At 72.0% G+C, this 20168-nt stretch carries 19 protein-coding genes; 6 read left to right on the top strand and 13 right to left on the bottom strand.

Going from position 1 to position 20168, the window contains the following annotated elements; translation table 11 throughout:
* Nucleotides 1-2 precede the first annotated feature (2 nt).
* The 4 genes from AB0C12_RS41120 (at nucleotide 3) to AB0C12_RS41105 (ending at nucleotide 4323) form a co-directional block, all read left to right on the top strand.
* Nucleotides 3-1487, top strand: coding sequence for an alpha-N-arabinofuranosidase (locus AB0C12_RS41120; RefSeq protein WP_360556308.1), 1485 nt, complete (start codon nucleotides 3-5; stop codon nucleotides 1485-1487).
* A 328-nt stretch (nucleotides 1488-1815) separates the two neighbouring features.
* The gene (locus tag AB0C12_RS41115; RefSeq protein ID WP_360556307.1) at nucleotides 1816-2124 is read left to right on the top strand and encodes a DUF6403 family protein; all 309 of its coding nucleotides are present in this window, start codon (nucleotides 1816-1818) and stop codon (nucleotides 2122-2124) included.
* On the top strand, nucleotides 2117-3454 hold the full coding sequence (locus tag AB0C12_RS41110; RefSeq protein ID WP_360556306.1) for a hypothetical protein: 1338 nt from the start codon (nucleotides 2117-2119) through the stop codon (nucleotides 3452-3454). Before AB0C12_RS41115 ends, AB0C12_RS41110 begins: the two co-directional genes overlap by 8 nt.
* On the top strand, nucleotides 3451-4323 hold the full coding sequence (locus AB0C12_RS41105; protein ID WP_360556305.1) for a hypothetical protein: 873 nt from the start codon (nucleotides 3451-3453) through the stop codon (nucleotides 4321-4323). Before AB0C12_RS41110 ends, AB0C12_RS41105 begins: the two co-directional genes overlap by 4 nt.
* A gap of 48 nt (nucleotides 4324-4371) precedes the next feature.
* On the opposite strand, the gene AB0C12_RS41100 is transcribed toward AB0C12_RS41105, so the two are convergent.
* The gene (locus AB0C12_RS41100) at nucleotides 4372-5349 is read right to left on the bottom strand and encodes a LysR substrate-binding domain-containing protein (RefSeq protein ID WP_360556303.1); all 978 of its coding nucleotides are present in this window, start codon (nucleotides 5347-5349) and stop codon (nucleotides 4372-4374) included.
* A gap of 210 nt (nucleotides 5350-5559) precedes the next feature.
* Here AB0C12_RS41100 and AB0C12_RS41095 point away from each other — a divergent pair, with 210 nt between their 5' ends.
* A complete protein-coding gene (locus tag AB0C12_RS41095) occupies nucleotides 5560-6480 on the top strand; it encodes a sulfite exporter TauE/SafE family protein (protein ID WP_360556301.1) in 921 nt (306 codons plus the stop codon).
* Between the two features lie 6 nt (nucleotides 6481-6486).
* On the opposite strand, the gene AB0C12_RS41090 is transcribed toward AB0C12_RS41095, so the two are convergent.
* From AB0C12_RS41090 to argH, 4 genes are all read right to left on the bottom strand, one after another.
* Nucleotides 6487-7869: a hypothetical protein gene (locus AB0C12_RS41090; RefSeq protein ID WP_360556299.1), complete on the bottom strand. Its 1383-nt coding sequence runs from the start codon at nucleotides 7867-7869 to the stop codon at nucleotides 6487-6489.
* A complete protein-coding gene (locus AB0C12_RS41085) occupies nucleotides 7869-8294 on the bottom strand; it encodes a hypothetical protein (RefSeq protein ID WP_360556297.1) in 426 nt (141 codons plus the stop codon). Before AB0C12_RS41085 ends, AB0C12_RS41090 begins: the two co-directional genes overlap by 1 nt.
* 17 nt (nucleotides 8295-8311) lie before the next feature.
* Nucleotides 8312-9343 carry an AAA family ATPase gene (locus AB0C12_RS41080; RefSeq protein ID WP_360556296.1) on the bottom strand — a complete coding sequence of 344 codons (1032 nt, stop codon included), beginning with the start codon at nucleotides 9341-9343 and terminating at the stop codon, nucleotides 8312-8314.
* Between the two features lie 117 nt (nucleotides 9344-9460).
* Nucleotides 9461-10891 (bottom strand): argininosuccinate lyase, encoded by a 1431-nt coding sequence (argH, locus tag AB0C12_RS41075; RefSeq protein WP_360556294.1) that lies wholly within the window; start codon nucleotides 10889-10891, stop codon nucleotides 9461-9463.
* A 50-nt stretch (nucleotides 10892-10941) separates the two neighbouring features.
* Here argH and dapE point away from each other — a divergent pair, with 50 nt between their 5' ends.
* Nucleotides 10942-12009: a succinyl-diaminopimelate desuccinylase gene (gene dapE / locus AB0C12_RS41070; RefSeq protein ID WP_360556293.1), complete on the top strand. Its 1068-nt coding sequence runs from the start codon at nucleotides 10942-10944 to the stop codon at nucleotides 12007-12009.
* 379 nt (nucleotides 12010-12388) lie between these two features.
* Here the strand turns inward: dapE and AB0C12_RS41065 are convergent, their stop codons facing one another.
* From AB0C12_RS41065 to argC, 8 genes are read right to left on the bottom strand one after another with little or no spacing between them, the layout of a single operon-like run.
* Nucleotides 12389-13633, bottom strand: a complete 1245-nt coding sequence (locus AB0C12_RS41065; protein ID WP_360556292.1) for an argininosuccinate synthase domain-containing protein — start codon at nucleotides 13631-13633, stop codon at nucleotides 12389-12391.
* Between the two features lie 13 nt (nucleotides 13634-13646).
* Nucleotides 13647-14525 (bottom strand): hypothetical protein, encoded by an 879-nt coding sequence (locus AB0C12_RS41060; protein ID WP_360556290.1) that lies wholly within the window; start codon nucleotides 14523-14525, stop codon nucleotides 13647-13649.
* Nucleotides 14522-15019: an arginine repressor gene (locus AB0C12_RS41055; RefSeq protein ID WP_360556288.1), complete on the bottom strand. Its 498-nt coding sequence runs from the start codon at nucleotides 15017-15019 to the stop codon at nucleotides 14522-14524. Before AB0C12_RS41055 ends, AB0C12_RS41060 begins: the two co-directional genes overlap by 4 nt.
* The gene (gene argF / locus AB0C12_RS41050; protein WP_360556287.1) at nucleotides 15016-15939 is read right to left on the bottom strand and encodes an ornithine carbamoyltransferase; all 924 of its coding nucleotides are present in this window, start codon (nucleotides 15937-15939) and stop codon (nucleotides 15016-15018) included. The genes AB0C12_RS41055 and argF overlap by 4 nt, the downstream gene beginning before the upstream one ends.
* Nucleotides 15936-17093 (bottom strand): acetylornithine transaminase, encoded by a 1158-nt coding sequence (locus AB0C12_RS41045; RefSeq protein WP_360556286.1) that lies wholly within the window; start codon nucleotides 17091-17093, stop codon nucleotides 15936-15938. The genes argF and AB0C12_RS41045 overlap by 4 nt, the downstream gene beginning before the upstream one ends.
* On the bottom strand, nucleotides 17090-17956 hold the full coding sequence (argB, locus tag AB0C12_RS41040; RefSeq protein ID WP_360556284.1) for an acetylglutamate kinase: 867 nt from the start codon (nucleotides 17954-17956) through the stop codon (nucleotides 17090-17092). The genes AB0C12_RS41045 and argB overlap by 4 nt, the downstream gene beginning before the upstream one ends.
* Entirely contained in the window at nucleotides 17953-19125 is a 1173-nt protein-coding gene (gene argJ, locus AB0C12_RS41035) for a bifunctional glutamate N-acetyltransferase/amino-acid acetyltransferase ArgJ (RefSeq protein WP_360556283.1), read from the bottom strand. The genes argB and argJ overlap by 4 nt, the downstream gene beginning before the upstream one ends.
* On the bottom strand, nucleotides 19122-20123 hold the full coding sequence (gene argC / locus AB0C12_RS41030) for an N-acetyl-gamma-glutamyl-phosphate reductase (protein WP_360556281.1): 1002 nt from the start codon (nucleotides 20121-20123) through the stop codon (nucleotides 19122-19124). Before argC ends, argJ begins: the two co-directional genes overlap by 4 nt.
* Nucleotides 20124-20168: the final 45 nt, after the last annotated feature.

Below are 20168 nucleotides of genomic sequence, written 5' to 3'. Positions count from 1 at the left end.
GCATGCTTTCCGCCACCATGACCGTCGACCCCGCGTTCCGGGTGGGCGAGGTGGACCCGCGGCTGTACGGCTCGTTCGTCGAGCACATGGGCCGCTGCGTCTACACCGGCATCTACGAGCCCGGGCACCCGCGCGCCGACGAGAACGGCTTCCGGCAGGACACCGCGGACCTGGTCCGCGAGCTCGGTGTCCCGCTCGTGCGCTACCCCGGCGGCAACTTCGTCTCGGGTTACCGCTGGGAGGACGGCATCGGCCCGGTCGGCGAGCGGCCCACCCGCCTCGACCTGGCCTGGCGCTCGCTGGAGTCCAACCACGTCGGGGTCGGCGAGTTCCTGACCTGGGCGCGGACCGTCGGCGTGGAGCCGATGATGGCGGTCAACCTGGGCACCCGGGGCATCGACGCGGCCCGGTCCCTGGTCGAGTACTGCAACCTGCCCGGCGGCACGTACTGGTCGGACCTGCGCGGCGGGCGGCCGTACGGGATCAAGACCTGGTGCCTGGGCAACGAGATGGACGGTCCGTGGCAGATCGGCCACAAGACCGCTCCGGAGTACGCCCGCCTGGCGCTGGAGACCGCCAAGGCGATGCGCCAGGTCGACCCGTCGATCGAGCTCGTCGCCTGCGGCAGCTCGGGCCGCCAGATGCCGACGTTCGGCAGCTGGGAGGCGACGGTGCTGGCCGAGACGTACGACGCCGTCGACTACGTGTCGATGCACGCGTACTACCAGCAGCACGGGGACGACCGGGACAGCTTCCTGGCCTGCGCCACCGACATGGACCAGTTCATCGACGAGCTCGTCGCGACGGCCGACCACGTACGCGCGGTGGGCCGGCACAGCAAGCGGATCAACATCTCGTTCGACGAGTGGAACGTCTGGTACCAGAGCCGCTTCGCAGGCGAGACGAACCTGGCCGTCGAGCACCAGCCCCGGCTGATCGAGGACGTCTACTCGGTCACCGACGCGGTCGTGGTCGGCAACCTGCTGATCAGCCTGCTGCGCCACGCCGACCGGGTGAAGATCGGCTGCCAGGCGCAGCTGGTCAACGTCATCGCCACCATCATGACCGAGCCGGGCGGCACGGCGTGGCGGCAGGCGAGCTTCCACCCGTACGCGCTGACGACCCGCTACGGGCGCGGCACCGTGTTGCAGCCGGCGATCACGGCACCGACGCACGAGACGGCCCGGCACGGCGAGGTCCCGCTGCTGGACGCGGTGGCCGTGCAGACGGATGACGGCGTGGTGCTCTTCGCGGTGAACAGGTCGCAGACCGAGCCGATGACCCTGGACGTGGACCTGCGCGCGCTGCCCGGCCTGACCACCGCCACCCACACGGTCCTGGCCGACGACGACCCGGACGCGATCAACACCGCCCAGCAGCCCGACCGGGTGCAGCCGCGCGACCTGAGCGAGCCCAAGATGGACGGTGGCCGGCTGCGGGCCGAGCTCCCGGCCCTGTCCTGGAACATGATCAGGGTCGGCGGCTGAACCCCGGTTCCGTCCAGGGCCACTCCCGGCCGTCCGCATCCCGGACGTCGCCGAGGAGCGGCCGGCGTCGACGAAGGCCAGCACGCCGGAGCTGTCCGGCCCCCGGTCGACCAGGTCGCCGACCTGGACGATCACGGTGTCCTCGTCGCGGGTCAGCCCGCCGACCGCGTCCGTCAGCTGCCGCGCGCACCCGCCGACGTCCCCGGCCACCACGACCCGTGTCATCGGCCACCTCCGTGTCGACGACGATACCTGCGTGATCGATGGACCCCGTCCGGCACAATCGGGTCCTGACAACCGCTCGAGACCCCACCGGAGCTGCTCCTTCATGTCGTCATGGCCGATCTGGACCGTGGGCGTCGTGCTGCTCATCGGGGCCGGTTTCGCGGCGGTCGCCGTGCCCCGGCTGCGGGCCGGTGAGCTGCACCGGCGTACGGAATGGTCCACCGCCCGGGCCGCGATCGACACCGCCACCGTCAGCCGCGACGCGTGCCCGGTCCCGGTCGCCGAGGCCGAGCAGCTGCTGAGCCGGGCCGAGCTGATCGCCGCGGGCCGCGGCGGGCGCGCGGCGGCCCGGACAGCGGCCGAGTGCGCGCGCCGGGCCGACACCCTGTGGCGGGAGGCCGCGCGTGGCTGACCACTTCCCGCGGCGGCGGCCGGAGTGTCTGCGCTGGGCGGTGCTCGGCATCGCCGCCGGCATCCTGGTGATCTTCCTGGGCGCCCAGCGGCAGAGCATCGACGTCAGTTACGGCGCGTCCCCGTCGACCGCCCAGCGCATCGACCAGCAGCCGGCCGGTTCGGCGAGCGTGCCCTCGGTCGAGGAGATGAGCGCGCTGGTCCGGGCGAAGCCGGTGGTCCGGCTGCCCGGTGCCATCGCGTCCTGGGACGAAGCGGCGGTCCGGGCCGCGGCCGGTGGCGCCGAGGTGCGCATCCTGGTCGCGCCGCCCGGGCTGGACAAGGCAGCGCAGGACCGGGTCCGCGACGTCGAGGAAGCCACCGTCCGGATCATCGGCACCCAGGTCAGCGGCGGGCTCTACCGGTCCACCGGCAGCACGGCGGCCGACTGGCGGTCCCAGTTCGCCACCGGTGACGTGACCACACTGCTGGTGGGCCTGGTCGCGGAGCTGAACGACCAGCCCGCGCCCGCGGAGACCGACCGGTTGGCCCGGCGCGACCCGAGCACCGCGGAGCTGCGGGTTGTCACCGCCGACCTGCGGCGCACGGGGGTGCATGTCGCCGCCGGCGCGACCCTGACCGACGTGCCGGCGACGGCGGCTTTTCCGGGCCGCAGCGCGTTGTACGTGGCCCTGCCTCGGCAGCCGGCCGGGAAACCGGTCCCCCGCTACGGGCCGGCGCTCGCGGCGAGCTTCCCGGACACCCCGATCGTGGTGATGTACGGCTCGTGGATCGAGTACGACGGTCCGGGCGCGGCCGGGTTCGCCGAGCTGACCACGGCCACGTACTACGGCCGGTTCGGTGATCTGCTCAGCCGGTCGGCGTATCCGCAGCGGGCGGTGCTGGCCACGTACCTCGACCGGGTCGCCGACGTGCGCTACTCGGGGCTGTTCGACCGGCCCCTGCCGTACCGTCCGCTCGACCCGGTCCGGGTCGCCCTGCCCGCCCTGCCGTGGTTGTTCACCGCCTGCGTCGTCGCCTTCCTGCTGCTGTCGGCGCGATCCGTGCGCCGGCCGGCCCCGGCGGCGCCGAGCTTGGGCACCCCGGCCCGGCTGGCCGGCCTGACCGGGCTGGCCGTCGAGATGTCGGCGCTCACCTCCCGGACCAGTGACCCGGCGCTGACCCGGGGCATCACCAAGCTGCTGGCGGCCCGCGACGCCCTCACCGGGAACCTGCCGGATCCGCACGTCCGCGAGCTGCTCGACGACGCCGAGGCCGAGCTCGACGAGGCAGCGCGGCTGCTGCCCTTCGACGGCTACCGGCCCGGCGACCACCTGCGGAGGCCGGCGTGAGCAGACGGGTCACGCCGTTCGGCCTGGCTGTGGTGGCCTGCCTGATCCTGGCCGGCTGGGCGCTGTGGTCCGGCGGCATCCTGGACGGGCCGATCGCCCGGCAGGTCCGCTCATCGTCGGTCTACGCGGCCCCCGGCATCGACCTGGACCTCCCGGCCGCGCAGCGGGTGCTCGGCAACCGCCGGCTGGTTGTGATCATGCTGGCGCCCGGCACGGATGATCTGCGGCAGGGCTGCGACGCCGCCCGGCAGGCGGCCAAGGGCACGCTGGTGCTGGTGCTGAGCCGGCAGGACGACGAGTACGACACGTACGGCTGCGCGCTGCTGCCCGGCGTCGACGACGAGAACTTCGGCAGGGCCGCGGTGGCCGAGACGACGATCGGCTCGGGCATCGACGGGTTCGCCGACCGGCCGCTGGAGGCGCTGAAGGTGGTCGCCGTGAACTACGACGGGCTGGTCAAGGCCAAGGTGGTGCCCGACGGCGCGCGGACCATCAGCCCGTCGCTGCCGCGTTATCTGATCGCGGCGGCGGCGATCGCGGCGGTCCTGCTGGGCGCGGCCGGGCTGTACGTCGCCGGGCGCCGGGCCGGGCGGCTGGCGGTCGCCGGGCATGAGCGCCGGGCCGCGGCCGTCGACGCCGGGAACGCCACGAGCGCCGCCGCGGCGGTCCTCGCGCGGCAGATCGTCGAGCTGGACGGGCGGTCGCCGCGGGGGCGGCGCAAGACCTTCGACAAGCAGTACCGGCGGCTCGCCGGTGACTATGCCGAGCTGCTCGGCGACCTTGCGGACGGGACGGGTTCCGCGGCGCTGGACCGGCGGATCGAGGCGCTCAGCAAGCGGTGCCGGGAGCTGGCCGCCCGGACGACCTAGGCTTCTCCGGCTGTTCACGGGGCCCAGGACGCGTCGCGCCGGTCCGGCTCAGCTGGCGCGGTCCCGGGCCGCGTCGCACCAGCCGAGTTCGGCGGCCAGTCCGCGGGCGGTCTCGACCAGCTCGATCGCCCATCGGGACGGGTGGTGGGCCCGCCACAACATCGACCACGGGTAACTCGGCACCGACGCATCGAGCGGGCGCCAGACCAGCTCGGTGGACACGCCCGCCGTCGACTCCGGGGTGCACAGCACGCAGCGACCCTGCAACACCAGGTCCACGGCCGCGCGCAGCGTCTGCACACTGCCGGAGAACAGGGTCGGGAAGAAGCCCGCGGACCGGCACACCTCCGCGACGAAGCCGTTGAACTCGGGCGCCTGGTCCTCGTCGGCCAGCAGCAGCGTCTCGCCGCGCAGGTCGCTGACCGGGACGTGGCTCAGGGCGGCGTACGGGTGCCCGGCCGGGACCAGCACGCCCAGCGGATCGAGCCGGAAGATCTCCGCGGCGATCTCCGGCGCCGCCCCCGGCAGCCGCCCGATGCCCACGTCGAGCCGGCCGTCGGCGAGCAGCCGGCACTGCTCCGGCACGCCCGCGAGCACCTGGTGGACCTCCAGCTCCGGATGACGGGCCTGCACCGCGCGCAGCACCGGGCGTACGGCGTCGTAGCCCTCGTCGAGCACCCCGACCCGCAGCGTCGGCGCGGCGAGAGCCAGGCCCTGGGCCAGTACGGCGGCCCGGTCGACGTGCTCGACGATCTGCCGGGCCTCGATCAGGAAACGGGCGCCGGCCGGGGTGAGGGCGACGTGCCGGGTGGTCCGGTCGACCAGCAGCACGCCGACCGCGCGTTCGAGGCGTTGCACCTGGGCGCTGAGCGCCGAGGGGACGATGTGCTCGCGGGCGGCGGCCCGGCCGAAGTGCAGTTCCTCGGCCAGGGTGACGAAATAGCGCAACTGGCGCAGCTCGATGCGGTTGCCGCCGACTGTGTCGGAGACGGCGCGGAGAGCGGTGTGCCGGGGCAGGGTGCTCATGGTGCGACCTCCTCGATGACCCCGCTCATCCCATCGATACGTCCCCCGCAGTGTTATCGCTAACATTCATGTAGTCAAGCCGTAACAGAGTGGCAACATGACCCCCGGCAGGCCGTTGTTAGCGGTCACATGAAGACTTCGTCGTTCCAATAGTTGATATAGTCGACCGAGTTAGTAGACAAGGCAGGGATTCTCGCCGAAACTCGACCGATGGACCTCACCCTGGCGTTCGCCGGACTCGGCGTCGGCATCGTGGTCGGACTCACCGGCATGGGCGGCGGCGCCCTGATGACCCCCATCCTGGTCCTGGTCTTCGGCGTCCCGCCGGTCGCCGCGGTCTCCAGCGACCTGGCCGCCAGCGCGGTGATGAAGCCGTTCGGCGGCTGGGTGCACGCCCGCCGCGGCACGGTGAACTGGCGCCTCGTCGCCTGGCTCTGCGCCGGCAGCATCCCGAGCGCTTTCGCCGGCGTCCTGCTGCTGCGCCTGCTCGGCGACGACGAGACCGTGCAGCACACGATCAAGATCGCCCTCGGCGGCGCGCTGCTGCTGGCCGCGGGCGGCATGCTGCTCAAGGCCTGGGTGACCCGGAACCAGCGCGGCGACGGCCCGGCCGAGCCGATCACGGTACGCCCGATCCCCACCCTGCTGGTCGGCGTCGGCGGCGGCCTGATCGTGGGCCTGACCTCGGTCGGCTCCGGCTCCCTGATCATCGTGGCCCTGCTGGCGCTGTACCCGAAGCTGCGCGCCAACGACCTGGTCGGCACCGACCTGATCCAGGCCATCCCGCTGGTCATCTCGGCGGCGGTGGGCCACGCCCTCTTCGGCGACCTGCAACTGGACATCGCGGGCGCGGTCCTGATCGGCTCGATCCCGGGCGTCCTGCTGGGCGCGCGGATCTCGTCCCGGGCGCCGGGCGGCATCGTGCGGGCGGCGCTGGTGATCGTGCTGCTGGCCAGTGCGCTGAAGCTGCTGGACGTGCCGACCGCGGCGGTGGGCGTGATCACCGGGACGGCGGTTCTGATCGCTGTGGGACTGACGATCTGGCGGCGGAACCGCCGGCCGGTTGCCACCGTGCCGAGCCGGAACGAGGCAGCGGAGGACGACCACCAGGAGAGCGTGAGCGCCCGCTGAGCCGGGTCAGATCGCGTACTTGCGGAGCAGGTCGTTGATCATGCTCAGGTGCGCGACGGTGTTGTCCGGCAGCGGATCGGGGTTGAAGTGCATGACCGCGTTGCGCACCGTGCGAATCGTGTTGATCCGGGCCACGAACGTCGCCCGGTCCAGCGGCAGGCCGAGCTTCGCCCACAAGGCAGGGTTTTCCAGCACCCGCTGGTAGTCACCCATGGCCATGTCGTCGTGCGACTTGATCCTGTTGCCGGGCGGATCACAGGCGGCGACCACCTCGGCCAGGGTGATCTTGCGGATGATGGCCCGGCGCAGCAGCCGGTCGAGGTCGCCGATGAGGATGAACGGGTTCGCCATCTCCCCGTAGCGACCCGCGACGTCCGCGGCGGTGATGATGCCGGCGATCTCATTGGACTCGTTGCGGACGAACAGGAAACCGCGGCGCCGTAACTCGTCGAGCACGGTCAGCAGGTCGGACCGGTAGCTGACGTCGCGTGCCGGCACGATCGCGTCCGCGAGCACGGCGTGCGGATCGTCGAGCAGGGCCTGCGCGATCGACTGCCACGTCACCGCCCCCCGCAGGTTGTGCTTGCCGGACAGCACCGCGAGCTGCGAGAAGTCGTTGAGCAGGAGTTTGGTCTTGGCCTCCTGGAGGGTGGCTGTCGGCTTCACCCATTCGACACCGGCGAGCGCCGCGGCGAGGTTGCCCACCATCAGGCCGATGTAGGGCGACTCGGCCTCGTCCTCGTCGTCCACCGGCGGGGCCGCGGTGTCCACCGCTTCGTCGGTCTCCTGGTCCGCCTCCTGCGCCGCGGTGATGATCGTGACCCGGGTCTCCAGCGTCACGCTGCGGAAGTTCGGCCGGGTGGCGAGTCCGTGGTTGGCCAGGTCAGCCTCGATCCGGACGATCTGGTCACCCCGGTCCTTGGCCCCCCAGAAGGACAGCAGCTCGCGGACCGAGATGCGCTCCGGCGCATCGCCCTCCGCGCGGACCCGCGCCGTGCGCAGCCACTCGTGGACCTGCGCCGGAGATCCCACCTCCTCGTCGGGCGCCGCCGTCTCCTCGACGGTGTCCGCCACGGCCTGGTCGAGCAGATCCTGGCGCAGCGCGTCCAGCGACGCGCCGGTCGATTCGAGCAGCCAGGCGTGCCAGCCGTCCACAGCGCGCATGTTCGCGGCGACCATGGCCGCGCGCGACGGCGAACGGTACTCGTCGCCGTCCGCCAGGCGCAGCCGCCCGGACTCCAGGACCTCGGCGACGTGGGTCTGCCCCACCCGGGGACGGCTGAAGCGGACCCGCTCCCCCGGCTTGAGCAGTCCGGCCGCGATGAGGTCGGCCAGCGTCACCCGCCGCCCGTCCAGCAGATGCATGGACCGGCCCGCCTCGTCGGTCATCAGGGCCTCAGACCTTCGTACTTGCGGCGGGCACCGGAAGCCTGATCCACCAGCCGGCGGCGGATCATCGCAACGGTCAGCGACGACGGGATGTCCACCTTGAGGTGTCTGCCCACCGCCAGCAGATCCGTCTTGCGCAACTTCCTGCCGTTCACCTGCACGGTCGACAGGTAGGTCAGGCCGTCGACGGTCGACTCCTGCCGGCGCAACCCGGCCACGATCTCGGAATAGTCATCGCTCGCCTCCCGCTGCGCCGGTGGCCGCGCGGTCCTCGGCTTCAGCGGCGGCTTCGCCTCGGCGACGGCAGGCGCCGGCTGGGCCGGGCCGCCCACCGTCAGCGCAAGGCGGCCGTCGGCGATGCCCGCGAGCTGGTCCGCCGGCAGGCGCAGCAGGAACCCGGTCACCTGGTGCACCAGCTTGAGCACGCTGAGCAGGTCGGCACTCATCGGCGGGACCCCCCGGAAGCGATGGCCGCGACGAACTCCTCCGAGAGCGCGCGCAACTCCTGGCTCACCGGGTCGTTGAGCGGCGCGGACAGGATGGCGGGCACGCCGTCGCGCCCCGCCTCGGCGAAGTAGGTCGGGCTGTTGCGGATGGTCGACTCGAAGACCGGTACGCCGCCGACCGCCCGGATCTCGTCGATCTGCATGCGCTGGCTGCCGATCGGCCGGCCGGCGTAGATCTGCGTCATGGTGAAGGCCACCCCGGCGATCCGCGGGTCGATGCGGTCGCCGGCCGCACCGGCACCGGGCGCGTGCCCGACGTAGTCGTTGTATTCCGCGACGAGTTTGGCGACGCTGTGCTGCAGGTAGCCGATGCCGAGGGTGGACAGGTAATCCGCCTTCGCCGGCACCAGCAGGTAGTCGCTGGCCACGATGGCCGTCTTGGTGACCAGGCCGAAGTTCGGCGGGCAGTCGATCAGCACGATGTCGTAGCCGCTGAAGGCCGGGGACCGCAGCGCCTCGGCGAGACAGTCGTGCAAGCGCAGAAATTTACGCTTGTTCTCGGCCAGAGTGACCCCGCCGCCGAGCCGCGCCGCCATGTGCAGGTCGACGTCGATGAGGGCGAGGTGCGAGGAGATCAGGTCGAGCTGGCCCGCGCCCTGCTTGATCACCGCGTTGACCCGCTCCGGCGTGAGGATCAGCTCATCGAGCCGGACGCTCTGGCCGGGCATGTCCCCGTCGTACCAGCGCTGGATGGTCCGGGTGTCGCGCAGGTCGGCGTTCCACTCCTCGACGGTGAAGAACGAGAACGTCAGGTTCGTCTGCGGATCGAGGTCGATCATCAGGACGCGATAGCCGCCGTTGGCGATCTCGGCGGCGAGATTGGCGGTGAGCGTGGTCTTGCCCACGCCACCCTTGTAGTTCATCACGGACACCACGTGCACGAGCGACCCCCAGGATCCTGCGCCGGACGTCCAGTGCACCCTCGATTCCGGCGCCGGGCAAACCTGCGGTAGCCGCGCGGAAGACATTCAGTAGACGCGCTCCAGCCCGGCGGGCGACCGCCGGGCTGGAGTGTCACGTGGCTGCGCGGTGAGGGCGGGCGGGGGTGTTGCTCCTGGTGACGCTGCGCCCGTACCCGTGGGGGTTCAGCGTGGGACCACGCTCTCGATGGACCATTCGCGCCAGCCGTCCAGCTTGTCCGAGGCCGTCTGGAGCTGGTCCGACACCGGACCCGGGCCGGTCGAGCCGGCCGTCGTCCGGGCCGCCAGCGCCGAGCGGACGCTGAGCACCTCGCGCACCGACGGGTCGAGATGCTCGCTGACCGTCTTCAGGTCCTCGTCCGAGACGTCCTCCAGCTCGCATTCCCGGGCCGCGCACAGGGCCACCAGGCGGCCGGTGATCTCGTGGGCGTCGCGGAACGGGACGTGCTTGCGGACCAGCCAGTCCGCCACCTCGGTGGCCAGGGAGAAGCCGATCGGGGCGGCCGCGGCGAGGCGGTCCACCCGTACCGTCATGGTCGAGATCATTCCGGCCAGCGCGGGGAGCAGCAGCTGGAGCGTGTCGATCGCGTCGAAGGCCGGCTCCTTGTCCTCCTGCATGTCGCGGTCGTAGGTCAGCGGCAGGCCCTTGAGCATGGTCAGCACCGCGACCAGGCCGCCGATGAGCCGGCCCGCCTTGCCGCGGGCCAGCTCCGCGATGTCCGCGTTCTTCTTCTGCGGCATGATCGACGAGCCGGTGGCGAACGCGTCGTCGAGGATCACCCAGCCGAACTCCTGCGAGGTCCAGAGGACCACCTCCTCGCCGAGGCGGGACAGGTGCACGCCGATCAGGCCGGTGATGAAGAGGAACTCGGCGACGAAGTCGCGGTCCGACACCGCGTCCATCGAGTTCTGCGCCGGGGCCTTGAAACCCAGCTCCTTGGCCACCGCGCCCGGGTCCAGCGGCAGCGACGAGCCGGCCAGGGCACCCGAGCCCAGCGGGGAGATCGCCGTCCGGGCGTCCCAGTCGCGCAGCCGGTCCAGGTCGCGCAGCAGCGGCTGGACGTGGGCCAGCAGCCAGTGGCCGAAGCTCACCGGCTGGGCGTGCTGCAGGTGGGTCATGCCCGGCGCGGGCGTGTCGAGGTGCCGGCCGGCCTGCTCCAGGAGCGCGTCGGCCAGCTCGACCACCGCGGCGGCCACTCCGCGGGCGTGGTCCCGCAGGTACATCCGCAGGTCGGTGGCGACCTGGTCGTTGCGGGAACGGCCCGCGCGCAGCTTGCCGCCCAGGGTGCCGAGGCGCTCCAGCAGGCCGCGTTCCAGGGCGGTGTGCACGTCCTCGTCCTCGACGGTCGGGCGGAACTCCCCCGCCGCGCAGGCCGACTCCAGGTCGTCCAGCGCGGCCAGCATCTGGCCCAGCTCGTCCGCGTCGAGCAGGCCCGCGCCGGCCAGGACGCGGGCGTGGGCCCGCGAGGCCGCGATGTCGTACGGGGCCAGGCGCCAGTCGAAATGCACACTCACGCTCAGCCGGGCCAGGGCCTCCGCCGGTCCGCCGGCGAAACGGCCACCCCACAGCCTGGTCGGACCTTCGGTCTCCGGCACGCGCTCACTCCTTCGATTTGGTTCGGGTGACCCACGATAGGGTCCGTCCCATGACGCTCGACCTGCACGATGATGTTGTCTCATTGACCCGCGCGCTCTGCGACATCCCCTCGGTCAGCGGCGACGAGGGCACCCTCGCCGACGCCGTGGAGGCCTCCCTGCGCAAGCTGGGCCACCTCGAGGTGCTGCGCGACGGCGACGCCCTGGTGGCTCGCACGAACCTGGGCCGGGACAAGCGGATCGTGCTCGCCGGGCACCTGGACACCGTACCGATCAAGGACAATCTTCCCACCTGGACCACCGGCGACGGCGAGGCCCAGCTCCTGCACGGGCGCGGCACCTGCGACATGAAGGCCGGCCTGGCCACCCAGCTGCGCATCGCCGCGACCGTCACCGAGCCGCGCCACGACCTCACCTTCGTCTGCTACGACAACGAGGAGGTCGCCTCGGTCAAGAACGGGCTCGGCCGCCTCGTGCGCAACCACCCCGACTGGCTGGCCGGTGACTTCGCCATCCTGGGCGAGCCCTCCAACAGCGGCGTCGAGGGCGGCTGCCAGGGCACCATGCGGGTACGGATCACGCTGAAGGGCAAGGCCGCGCACACCGCCCGGGCCTGGCGCGGAATCAACGCCATCCACGCCGCCGCTCCCGTGCTGGCCATCCTCAACGCCTACGAGCCGCGGCGCCCGTTCGTCGACGGCTTGCAGTACCACGAGGGCCTCAACGCCGTGAACATCCAGGGCGGCATCGCCGGCAACGTGCTGCCCGACGAGTGCGTCATCGACATCAACCACCGGTTCGCGCCGGACCGCAGCGTCGACGAGGCCTACGCGTACCTGCGGGAGGTCTTCGCCGGCTACGAGCTGGAGATCCGCGACCAGGCGCCGGGCGCGCGCCCGGGCCTGGACCAGCCGGCGGCGGCCGAGTTCCTGGCCGTGGTGGGCAAGGAGCCGGCGCCGAAGTTCGGCTGGACGGACGTGGCCCGCTTCGCCGAACTCGGCATCCCGGCGGTCAACTACGCACCGGGCGACCCGCTGCTGGCCCACACCGACGAGGAGTACGTGCCGGTCGCCGAGATCCGCGAATGCGAACGGGTCTTGGCCGCTTGGTTGAGCTGAGAGCCAGAGCATCCTCCCGGTACGGGGATGACGCGTCGACAACCGCGAGCACCACCTCCTCGCCACCACCGGCGACCTGAGCGCCGGGTCACCGCAGTGCCGCACCGCCGGGCGAAGACGGTGGCAAGGCTGCGGTCGCGCATCCGGCCGGCCGGGCGACACACCCCGCCGGCGGGACGACGCGCTCGGCCGGCCGACCGACGGTGCGGTGACTCGGCGCGGTGGTGGGGTCCGCGACGCCCACACGGTCTGTTCCGAGTGGCCTTCCCGGGGCGAGTGCGACGGCGGAGACGAGCACGGACAGCGACGCCAAGCCACCCGAGCAGGAAGATCTTGGTAACCGGTGGTGGTCAACGCCTTCTCCCCGTACCAGGAAATGTCATTTGTCGTGTGCAGCGGCGTTTTTGGCGATTGCGCCCGGGATGGCGTACATGTGGGCGAAGGCGCGGGCCTGCTCGCCGGTCCACAGGGACGAGCCGTAGCCGTAGACCACGCCCTGCCGGGTCGCCGCGTCCAGCAGGCTGTACGGGCTGCGGCTGCCCAGGGGGATCACGTTGCCCTTGTGCAGCCGGATCCGCACCTCGCCGGTGACCCGGGTCTGGCTGGAGTCGAGGAACGCCCGGAAGTCGTCCAGGATCGGGTCGTAGTAGACGGCCTCGTGCAGCAGGTCGCCGTACGTGTTGCCGAGCTGGAGCTTGGTGGCCTGCTGCCGGTTGCTCAGGGTGAGGCGCTCCAGCTCGCGGTGCGCCGCGATCAGGGTGAGCATGCCGGGGGCCTCGAAGCCGACCCGGGCCAGGTTGCCCACCATGGTCGAGCCCATGTGGATGCCCCGCCCGACGCCGTGCTCGGCGGCCAGCGTGTTCAGTGAGCGCAGGATCGCGTAGTTCGGCGCGTCCGGGCCGGTCCCCTCGATCGGGGTGCCGTCCAGCGTCGTCGCCGAGGTGACCTCGCCCTGGTCGAAGGCCAGGATCAGCTCGACCCCGTCCGCAGGGGCGTCGTTGATGGACTTCGTGCTCTCCCAGGCCTCCTCGGGCAGGTAGTCCCAGGAGCCGTAGGTCTCCTTGCCGCCGATCGAGGTGCCGATCAGACCCTCGTTGATCGAGTACGTGGTGACCTTGTCGCTGGTCTCGAAGCCGTGCCCGCGCAGGAAGTCACGCTCGAACTCGCGGGTCAGCCGCTCGTCGCGGATCGGGGTGATGATCTCCAGCTGCGGGGCCAGCGCCCGGATCACCGAGTCGTAGCGCACGTGGTCGGCGCCCGCGCCGGTGGAGCCGTGCGCGATCGCGTCGGCGCCGTTGTCCAGCGCGCACTGCACGACCTTCTCCGCCTGGACCAACCGCTCCGCGCCGACGCAGGACGGGTAGCCGCCGTTGCGCAGGTAGTTCGCCTTGATCGCGTACGTGACCACCCGGGCGTACAGCTCCTCGCGGGCGTCGATGACGAAGTGCTGTGCCGAGCCGAGCTCCTCCGCGCGGGCCCGGACGACGTCACCCTCGCCGCTGTGCAGGCCGCCGGTGTCGACGTTGGCGGTGAGCACCTCCCAGCCCTGCTCGCGCAGGGAGACCAGGGCGTACGACGTGTCGAGGCCACCGGAGAAGGCGAGGACGATCTTGCGCTTGGACATCAACAATTCCTTATCAGGATGCGGGGATCTCGAGGATGGGCACGTAGGTCCGGCCGTCCTGGACCAGGTGACCGGGGGCGAGCACGTAGAACGTGGCCTCGTGGGCCTCGATCGCCTTCTGCATGGCCCGCTGCCGCTCGTAGTCGAACGGGTCGAGCAGGAACGACGGCTCCGGCTCGGGCCCGGTGACCGGCACGGTGAAGTCGTTCTCGTAGACGAACGAGCCGGGCGAGGTGTGGAACGGCACGGTCGCCACCATGATGCGCAGCCGGCCGAAACGGGTGTGCACCCGCAGGGCGCTGTTGTCGTACTGGGTGACGCCGTCGAGCTTCTGCGCCTGGTACGCCGACAGCGCCAACGCCTTGAGCGCCTTGCCCAGCCCGACGCTGGTCCACAGTGACCACAGCGACCAGCCGACCCAGGTGCCCGGGGCCGCACTGGGCGCGGCGCAGTAGCCGGCGATCGGGATCGGGCCGTTGTAGTCGCTCTGCTTGGCCTTGTCGAACACCGCCCGCATGTGGCGCTTGGCGTCCGCGTCGAAGGCGCTGGTCTCCAGCACCTCGGTGAACGACGACTGCGGCAGCGCGGCGATGACCGCGGCCGAGGGCATCAGGATCAGGTCGACCATCACCCACTGCGGCATCGGGATGCCCCGGTCGCCGAACGCGATGCCGTTCATCACGTTGAACAGGTTGAGGAACGCGCCGGTGTCCCAGCCCTTGTCCTCGGTCGTGTCGGTGAAGTCGAGCCAGCTCAGCTTGTGGCCGTACGGGGCCTCGTTGAGGAACGGCCGCAGCGACTCGTTGGACGCCAGGTAGAACTCCAGCCCGTGGTTCAGGAGCTTCTGCATGTTGTCGGCGAAGCCGGGGAAGTGTGCCTCGACGGCGGTCATGGTTGGCTCCCTTCGGGGTCGGCACGGCTCCAGGCCGTGAGCTTCTCGGCGAGCGCGGCGCCCGGCCCGGCGCCGGAGTCGCGGGCCACCACCAGGATGGTGTCGTCGCCGGCGATGGTCCCGACGACGTCGGGCAGCCCCGAGCGGTCCAGGGCGCTGGCCAGGAACTGCGCCGCGCCCGGCGGCACCCGCAGCACCACCAGGTTGCCGCTGACGTCGACCGAGTTGAGCAGTTCCCGCAACAGCCGGATCAGCCGGGCCGGGGCCTGCTCGACCGGGCGCAGGGCGGGCAGCCCGTCCTCGGGGATGACGTAGACCCCGCCGGCCTTGACCGCCCGCAGCTCCTCCAGGTCGCGCGACAGCGTCGCCTGGGTGACCTGGACGCCGTCGACGGCCAGCAGGTCGGCCAGTTCGGTCTGCGACCGCACGGCCTTGTCCCGCACCAGCTCGACGATCCGCGCGTGCCGCGCCGCCCGCGTCCCCGGCCCGGTCACTGCTGATCCAACAGCCAGGCGAGCAGGGCCTTCTGCGCGTGCAGGCGGTTCTCGGCCTGGTCGAAGACCGCGCTCTGCGCGCCGTCCATCACCTCGTCGGTGATCTCCTCGCCGCGGTGCGCCGGCAGGCAGTGCAGCACGATCGCGTCGGGCGCGGCCGCGGCCAGCAGGTCCTTGTTGATCTGGTACGGCCGGAACGGCGTGTGCCGGTCGATCCCGTCGTCCTCCATGCCCATCGACGTCCAGGCGTCGGTGGCCAGCACGTGCGCGCCGGTGGCCGCTTCGCGCGGGTCACGCAGCACAGCGACGGAACCGCCGGTGCCCGCCGCGATCTCCGCCGCCCGGGCCACCACGGCCGGGTCCGGGTCGAAGCCCTCCGGACCGGCGACCCGTACGTGCAGGCCCGCCGTCGCGCCGGCCAGCAGGTACGAGTGGGCCATGTTGTTGGCGGCGTCGCCCACGTAGGTCAGCGTGCGCCCGGCCGTGGTGCCCAGCCGCTCGCGGATCGTCTGCAGGTCGGCCAGCAGCTGGCAGGGGTGGAAGCCGTCGGTGAGCGCGTTGACCACCGGCACGTGCACGTCGGAGGCCAGCTCGGCCAGCCGCTCGTCGCCGGAGGTGCGGAACACGATCGCGGACACGTACCGGGAGACGACCCGGCCCGCGTCCAGCAGCGACTCGCCGCGGCCGAAGTGGGTGGCCTGGGTGTCCACCACGATGGCGTTGCCGCCCAGCTCGGGGATGCCGGTCTCGAACGACAGCCGGGTGCGCAGGCTGACCTTGTCGAAGAACACGGCGACCGACCGGGGGCCCGCCAGCGGCCGGTACGCGAACCGGTCGGCCTTCATCGCGGCGGCCAGGTCGAGCACCGCGCTCTGCTCGGCGGGCGACAGATCGTCGTCCCGCAGGAAGTGCCGCGTCATGAGAGGGCCTCCCCGAGGGCCGCGACGAACGCCTCGGCCTGCTCGGTGGTCAGGATCAGCGGCGGGGCGAGCCGGATCACGTCGGGCTGGATCGGGTTCACCAGGAAACCCGCCTCCTGCAAGGACTTCGCCACCGCGGCCGAGACCGGCGCGGTGAGCTCGATGCCGAGCAGCAGCCCGGCCCCCCGGACCCCGGCGATCGCCGGACTGTGCAGACCCTCGACGCCGCGCCGGATCAGTTCACCGACCCGCTTGACGTGATCGAGCAGGCCCTCGCCGGCGATGGTCCGGATGACGGCCAGGCCGGCCGCGCAGCTGACCGGGTTGCCGCCGAAGGTGGTGCCGTGCGAGCCGGGCCCGAACAGCTCCCCGGCCGGGCCGAAGGCGATGCAGGCGCCCAGCGGCAGGCCGCCGCCGAGCCCCTTGGCCAGCGTCACGACGTCGGGCTCGACGCCCTCGCTCTGGTGGTGGAACCAGTGCCCGGTGCGCCCGATGCCGGTCTGCACCTCGTCGAGCACCAGCAGCGTGCCGGTGGCGGTGCAGATCTCCCGGGCCGCGGCCAGGTAACCGGGCGGCGGCACGACCACGCCCATCTCACCCTGGATCGGCTCGAGGATGAGCATGGCGGTCTGCGTCGTGACCGCCGCGCGCAGGGCTTCCGCATCGCCGTACGGGACGTGGGTGACCTCGCCCGGCAGCGGCCGGAACGGCTCACGCTTGCCGGGCTGACCGGTCAGGGCGAGCGCCCCCATCGTGCGGCCGTGGAAGCCGCCCTCGGTGGCGACCACGTGGGTGCGACCGGTGAGCCGGGACAGCTTGAACGCGGCCTCGTTGGCCTCCGCCCCCGAGTTGCTGAAGATGACCCGGCCCGGGCGCCCGGCCAGGGCCAGCAGCAGCTCGGCCAGGGCCAGCGGCGGCTCGGCCAGGTAGAGGTTGGAGACGTGGCCCAGGGTGGCGACCTGCTGGGAGACCGCGGCGACGACGGCCGGGTGGGCGTGGCCCAGGGCGTTCACCGCGATGCCACCGAGCAGGTCGACGTACTCCTTGCCGTCCTCGCCGACCACGACGGCGCCGGAGCCGCTGATCAGGCCCAGCGACGGCGTGCCGTAATTGTTCATCATGCTCTGCGACCAGCGCTCGGTGAACGAGCTCATGACGGAACCACCATCGTGCCGAATCCTTCCGAGGTGAACACTTCGAGCAGCGTCGAGTGCGGCACGCGGCCGTCGACCACGTGCGCCGCGGGGACGCCGCCCTGCACCGCCCGCAGGCACGCCTCCATCTTCGGCACCATGCCCGACTGGAGGCTGGGCAACAGCTTCTCCAGGGCGTCGGCGTCGATCTGCGAGGTGAGCGAGGAGGTGTCGGGCCAGTTGGTGTAGAGGCCGGGCACGTCGGTGAGCACGACCAGCTTGCGGGCGCCGAGCGCGACGGCGAGGGCGGCCGCGGCGGTGTCGGCGTTGACGTTGTGCACCAGGCCGTCGGCGTCGGGCGCGACGGTGGCGACGACCGGGATGCGCCCGGCCGCGATCAGGTCGTCCACCGCCGAGGTGTCGACCTGCGCGACGTCGCCGACCTGGCCGATGTCGACCGGCTCACCGTCGACCACCGCGGACCGGCGCACGGCGGTGAACAGCCGGGCGTCCTCACCGGACAGACCGACGGCGAACGGGCCGTGCTCGTTGATCAGGCCGACCAGTTCGCGGCCGACCTGGCCGACCAGCACCATCCGCACGACGTCCATCGCCTCCGGGGTGGTGACCCGCAGGCCGCCGCGGAACTCGCTCTCGATGCCGAGCCGGCCGAGCATCGACGAGATCTGCGGGCCGCCGCCGTGCACCACGACCGGCTTGATGCCGGCGTACCGCAGGAAGACCATGTCGGCGGCGAAGGCCCGCTGCAGCTCCGGGTCGATCATCGCGTTGCCGCCGTACTTGATGACGACGGTGGTGCCGTGGAAGCGTTCGAGCCAGGGCAGGGCCTCGATCAGGATGGCGGCCTTGTCGGAAGCGTTCACGAGCTGTACGCCGAGTTCTCGTGCACGTACGCGTGCGACAAGTCGGTGGTGCGGATCGTCGCGCTCATCTCACCCTCGTGCAGGTGCACGGTGATGGTCACGTCCCGGCCGCTCAGGTCCACCTTGGACCGGTCCTCGGCGGCGGCCCCGCCCCGGCACACCCACACACCGTTGACGGCGACGTCGATGCGGTCCGGCGCGAACGCCGCGGCCGTGGTGCCGACCGCGGCCAGGATCCGGCCCCAGTTCGGGTCGTTGCCGAACAGCGCGGTCTTGACCAGGTTGTTGCGCGCGACCGTACGCCCGACCTCGACCGCGTCGGCCTCGCTGGCCGCGCCCAGCACCTCGATGGCGATGTGCTTGGTGGCGCCCTCGGCGTCGTCGATCAGCTGACGGGCCAGGTCGTCGCAGACGGCGGTGACCGCGGCGGTCAGCTCCTCCTGCGTCGGCTGGACGTCGGAGGCGCCGCTGGCCAGCAGCAGCACGGTGTCGTTGGTGGACATGCAGCCGTCGGCGTCGATCCGGTCGAAGGTCAGCCGGGTGGCCTCGCGCAGCGCGGTGTCCAGCGCCTCGGAGCCGGCGACCGCGTCGGTGGTGAGCACGACCAGCATGGTGGCCAGGGCCGGCGCGAGCATCCCGGCGCCCTTGGCGATGCCGCCGACCGACCAGCCCTCGCCGTGCGCGACCGCGTTCTTCGCCACGGTGTCGGTGGTCATGATGGCGCTCGCTGCGGCCGGGCCGCCGTCCGGCTTCAGCGCCTTGACCGCGGCGGTCACGCCGGGCAGCAGCTTGTCCATCGGCAGCAGCTCGCCGATCAGGCCGGTCGAGCACACCGCGATGTCCCCGGCACCGACCAGCAGCGGCTTCGGCCCCCCGCGCAGCACGGCGGCGGTGTGCTCGGCGGTGGCGTGGGTGTCCCGGAAGCCCTGCGTGCCGGTGCAGGCGTTGGCGCCACCGGAGTTGAGCACGACGGCCCGGACGACACCGCCCTTGAGCACCTGCTGGCTCCACATCACGGGAGCGGCCTTGACCCGGTTGGCGGTGAAGACGCCGGCCACGGTGGCGTCGGGCCCGTCGTTGACGACGACCGCCACGTCGGGACCGCCGCCGGTCTTCAGCCCCGCGGCGACACCGCTGGCCCGGAACCCCTTGGGGGTGGTGATCGTCACGGAGCGACTCCGAATACCGTCAGGCCTGCGGTCTCCGGCAGGCCGAGCATGAGGTTGGCGCACTGCACGGCCTGGCCCGCGGCGCCCTTGCCGAGATTGTCCAGGGCACTGACGACGACGATCCGGCCGGAGTCGACGTCGAGAGTGGCCTGCAGGTGACAGGAGTTGGATCCGGCCGTGGCCGCGGTGTGCGGCCAGGTGCCGGCGGGCAGGACGTGCACGAACGGCTCGTCGGCGTACGCGGCCTGGAGCACGGCCCGCGGGTCGGCGTCCCCGAGCGGCCTGGCCGTGACGGTGGCGAGAATGCCGCGCGGCATCGGTGCGAGCACCGGGGTCATCGACAGCGAGGTGGCGCCGGTGGCCTGCTTGATCTCGGGGACGTGCTGATGGGCACCGACCTTGTAGGGCGACAGGTCACCCATCACCTCGCTGGCCAGCAGGTTGACCTTGGCGGACCGGCCGGCCCCGGACGTGCCGGAGGAGGCGACCACCACGACGTCGGCGGGATCGGCGGCCCCGGCGGCGATCAGCGGGGCCAGGGCGAGGGCGATGGTGGCCGCGTAGCAGCCGGTGTTGGCCACCCGGTCGCTGGCGGCGATGGCGGCCCGGTGCCCGGGCAGCTCCGGCAGGCCGTAGGTCCAGGTGCCGGCGTGCGTGCCGCCGTAGTACCGGCCCCAGGCGCCGGCATCGTGCAGCCGGAAGTCGGCGCCCAGATCGACGATCTTGACCCCCGCGGGCAGCTGCGCGGCCAGCGCCGCCGACTGCCCGTGCGGCAGAGCCAGGAAGACCAGATCAGCGTCGGCCAGGGTCGGCGCGTCGGTCGCCCCGAGGACCAGATCCAGGCCCGCGAGCTGCGGGTGTACGGCGGCCACGGGCGTTCCCGCCTGACTGTGCGCCGTGGCGGCGACGAGGTCGAACTCGGGGTGCCCGGCGATCAGGCGCAGCAGCTCGCCCCCGGCGTACCCACTCGCCCCGGCGACAGCGACCCTGATTCCCATACTTACCTCCGCATGACTATGCAGAGGACGGTATCAACGCGCAGA

Source organism: Actinoplanes sp. NPDC048967, from assembly GCF_040649415.1.
Taxonomy (GTDB): Bacteria; Actinomycetota; Actinomycetes; order Mycobacteriales; family Micromonosporaceae; genus Actinoplanes.
The sequence above is the reverse complement of the archived record's forward strand: the minus strand, read 5'-3'. Positions and strand labels throughout refer to the sequence as shown.

Excerpts from the sequence above, each read along its gene's own strand:
- AB0C12_RS41120 (WP_360556308.1), top strand. The coding sequence starts at position 3 with ATGCTTTCCGCCACCATGACCGTCGACCCCGCGTTCCGGGTGGGCGAG.
- AB0C12_RS41115 (WP_360556307.1), top strand. The coding sequence starts at position 1,816 with ATGTCGTCATGGCCGATCTGGACCGTGGGCGTCGTGCTGCTCATCGGG.
- AB0C12_RS41100 (WP_360556303.1), bottom strand. The coding sequence starts at position 5,349 with ATGAGCACCCTGCCCCGGCACACCGCTCTCCGCGCCGTCTCCGACACA.
- AB0C12_RS41095 (WP_360556301.1), top strand. The coding sequence starts at position 5,560 with ATGGACCTCACCCTGGCGTTCGCCGGACTCGGCGTCGGCATCGTGGTC.
- AB0C12_RS41090 (WP_360556299.1), bottom strand. The coding sequence starts at position 7,869 with ATGACCGACGAGGCGGGCCGGTCCATGCATCTGCTGGACGGGCGGCGG.
- AB0C12_RS41080 (WP_360556296.1), bottom strand. The coding sequence starts at position 9,343 with ATGTCTTCCGCGCGGCTACCGCAGGTTTGCCCGGCGCCGGAATCGAGG.
- dapE (WP_360556293.1), top strand. The coding sequence starts at position 10,942 with ATGACGCTCGACCTGCACGATGATGTTGTCTCATTGACCCGCGCGCTC.
- AB0C12_RS41065 (WP_360556292.1), bottom strand. The coding sequence starts at position 13,633 with ATGTCCAAGCGCAAGATCGTCCTCGCCTTCTCCGGTGGCCTCGACACG.
- AB0C12_RS41060 (WP_360556290.1), bottom strand. The coding sequence starts at position 14,525 with ATGACCGCCGTCGAGGCACACTTCCCCGGCTTCGCCGACAACATGCAG.
- argF (WP_360556287.1), bottom strand. The coding sequence starts at position 15,939 with ATGACGCGGCACTTCCTGCGGGACGACGATCTGTCGCCCGCCGAGCAG.
- AB0C12_RS41045 (WP_360556286.1), bottom strand. The coding sequence starts at position 17,093 with ATGAGCTCGTTCACCGAGCGCTGGTCGCAGAGCATGATGAACAATTAC.
- argC (WP_360556281.1), bottom strand. The coding sequence starts at position 20,123 with ATGGGAATCAGGGTCGCTGTCGCCGGGGCGAGTGGGTACGCCGGGGGC.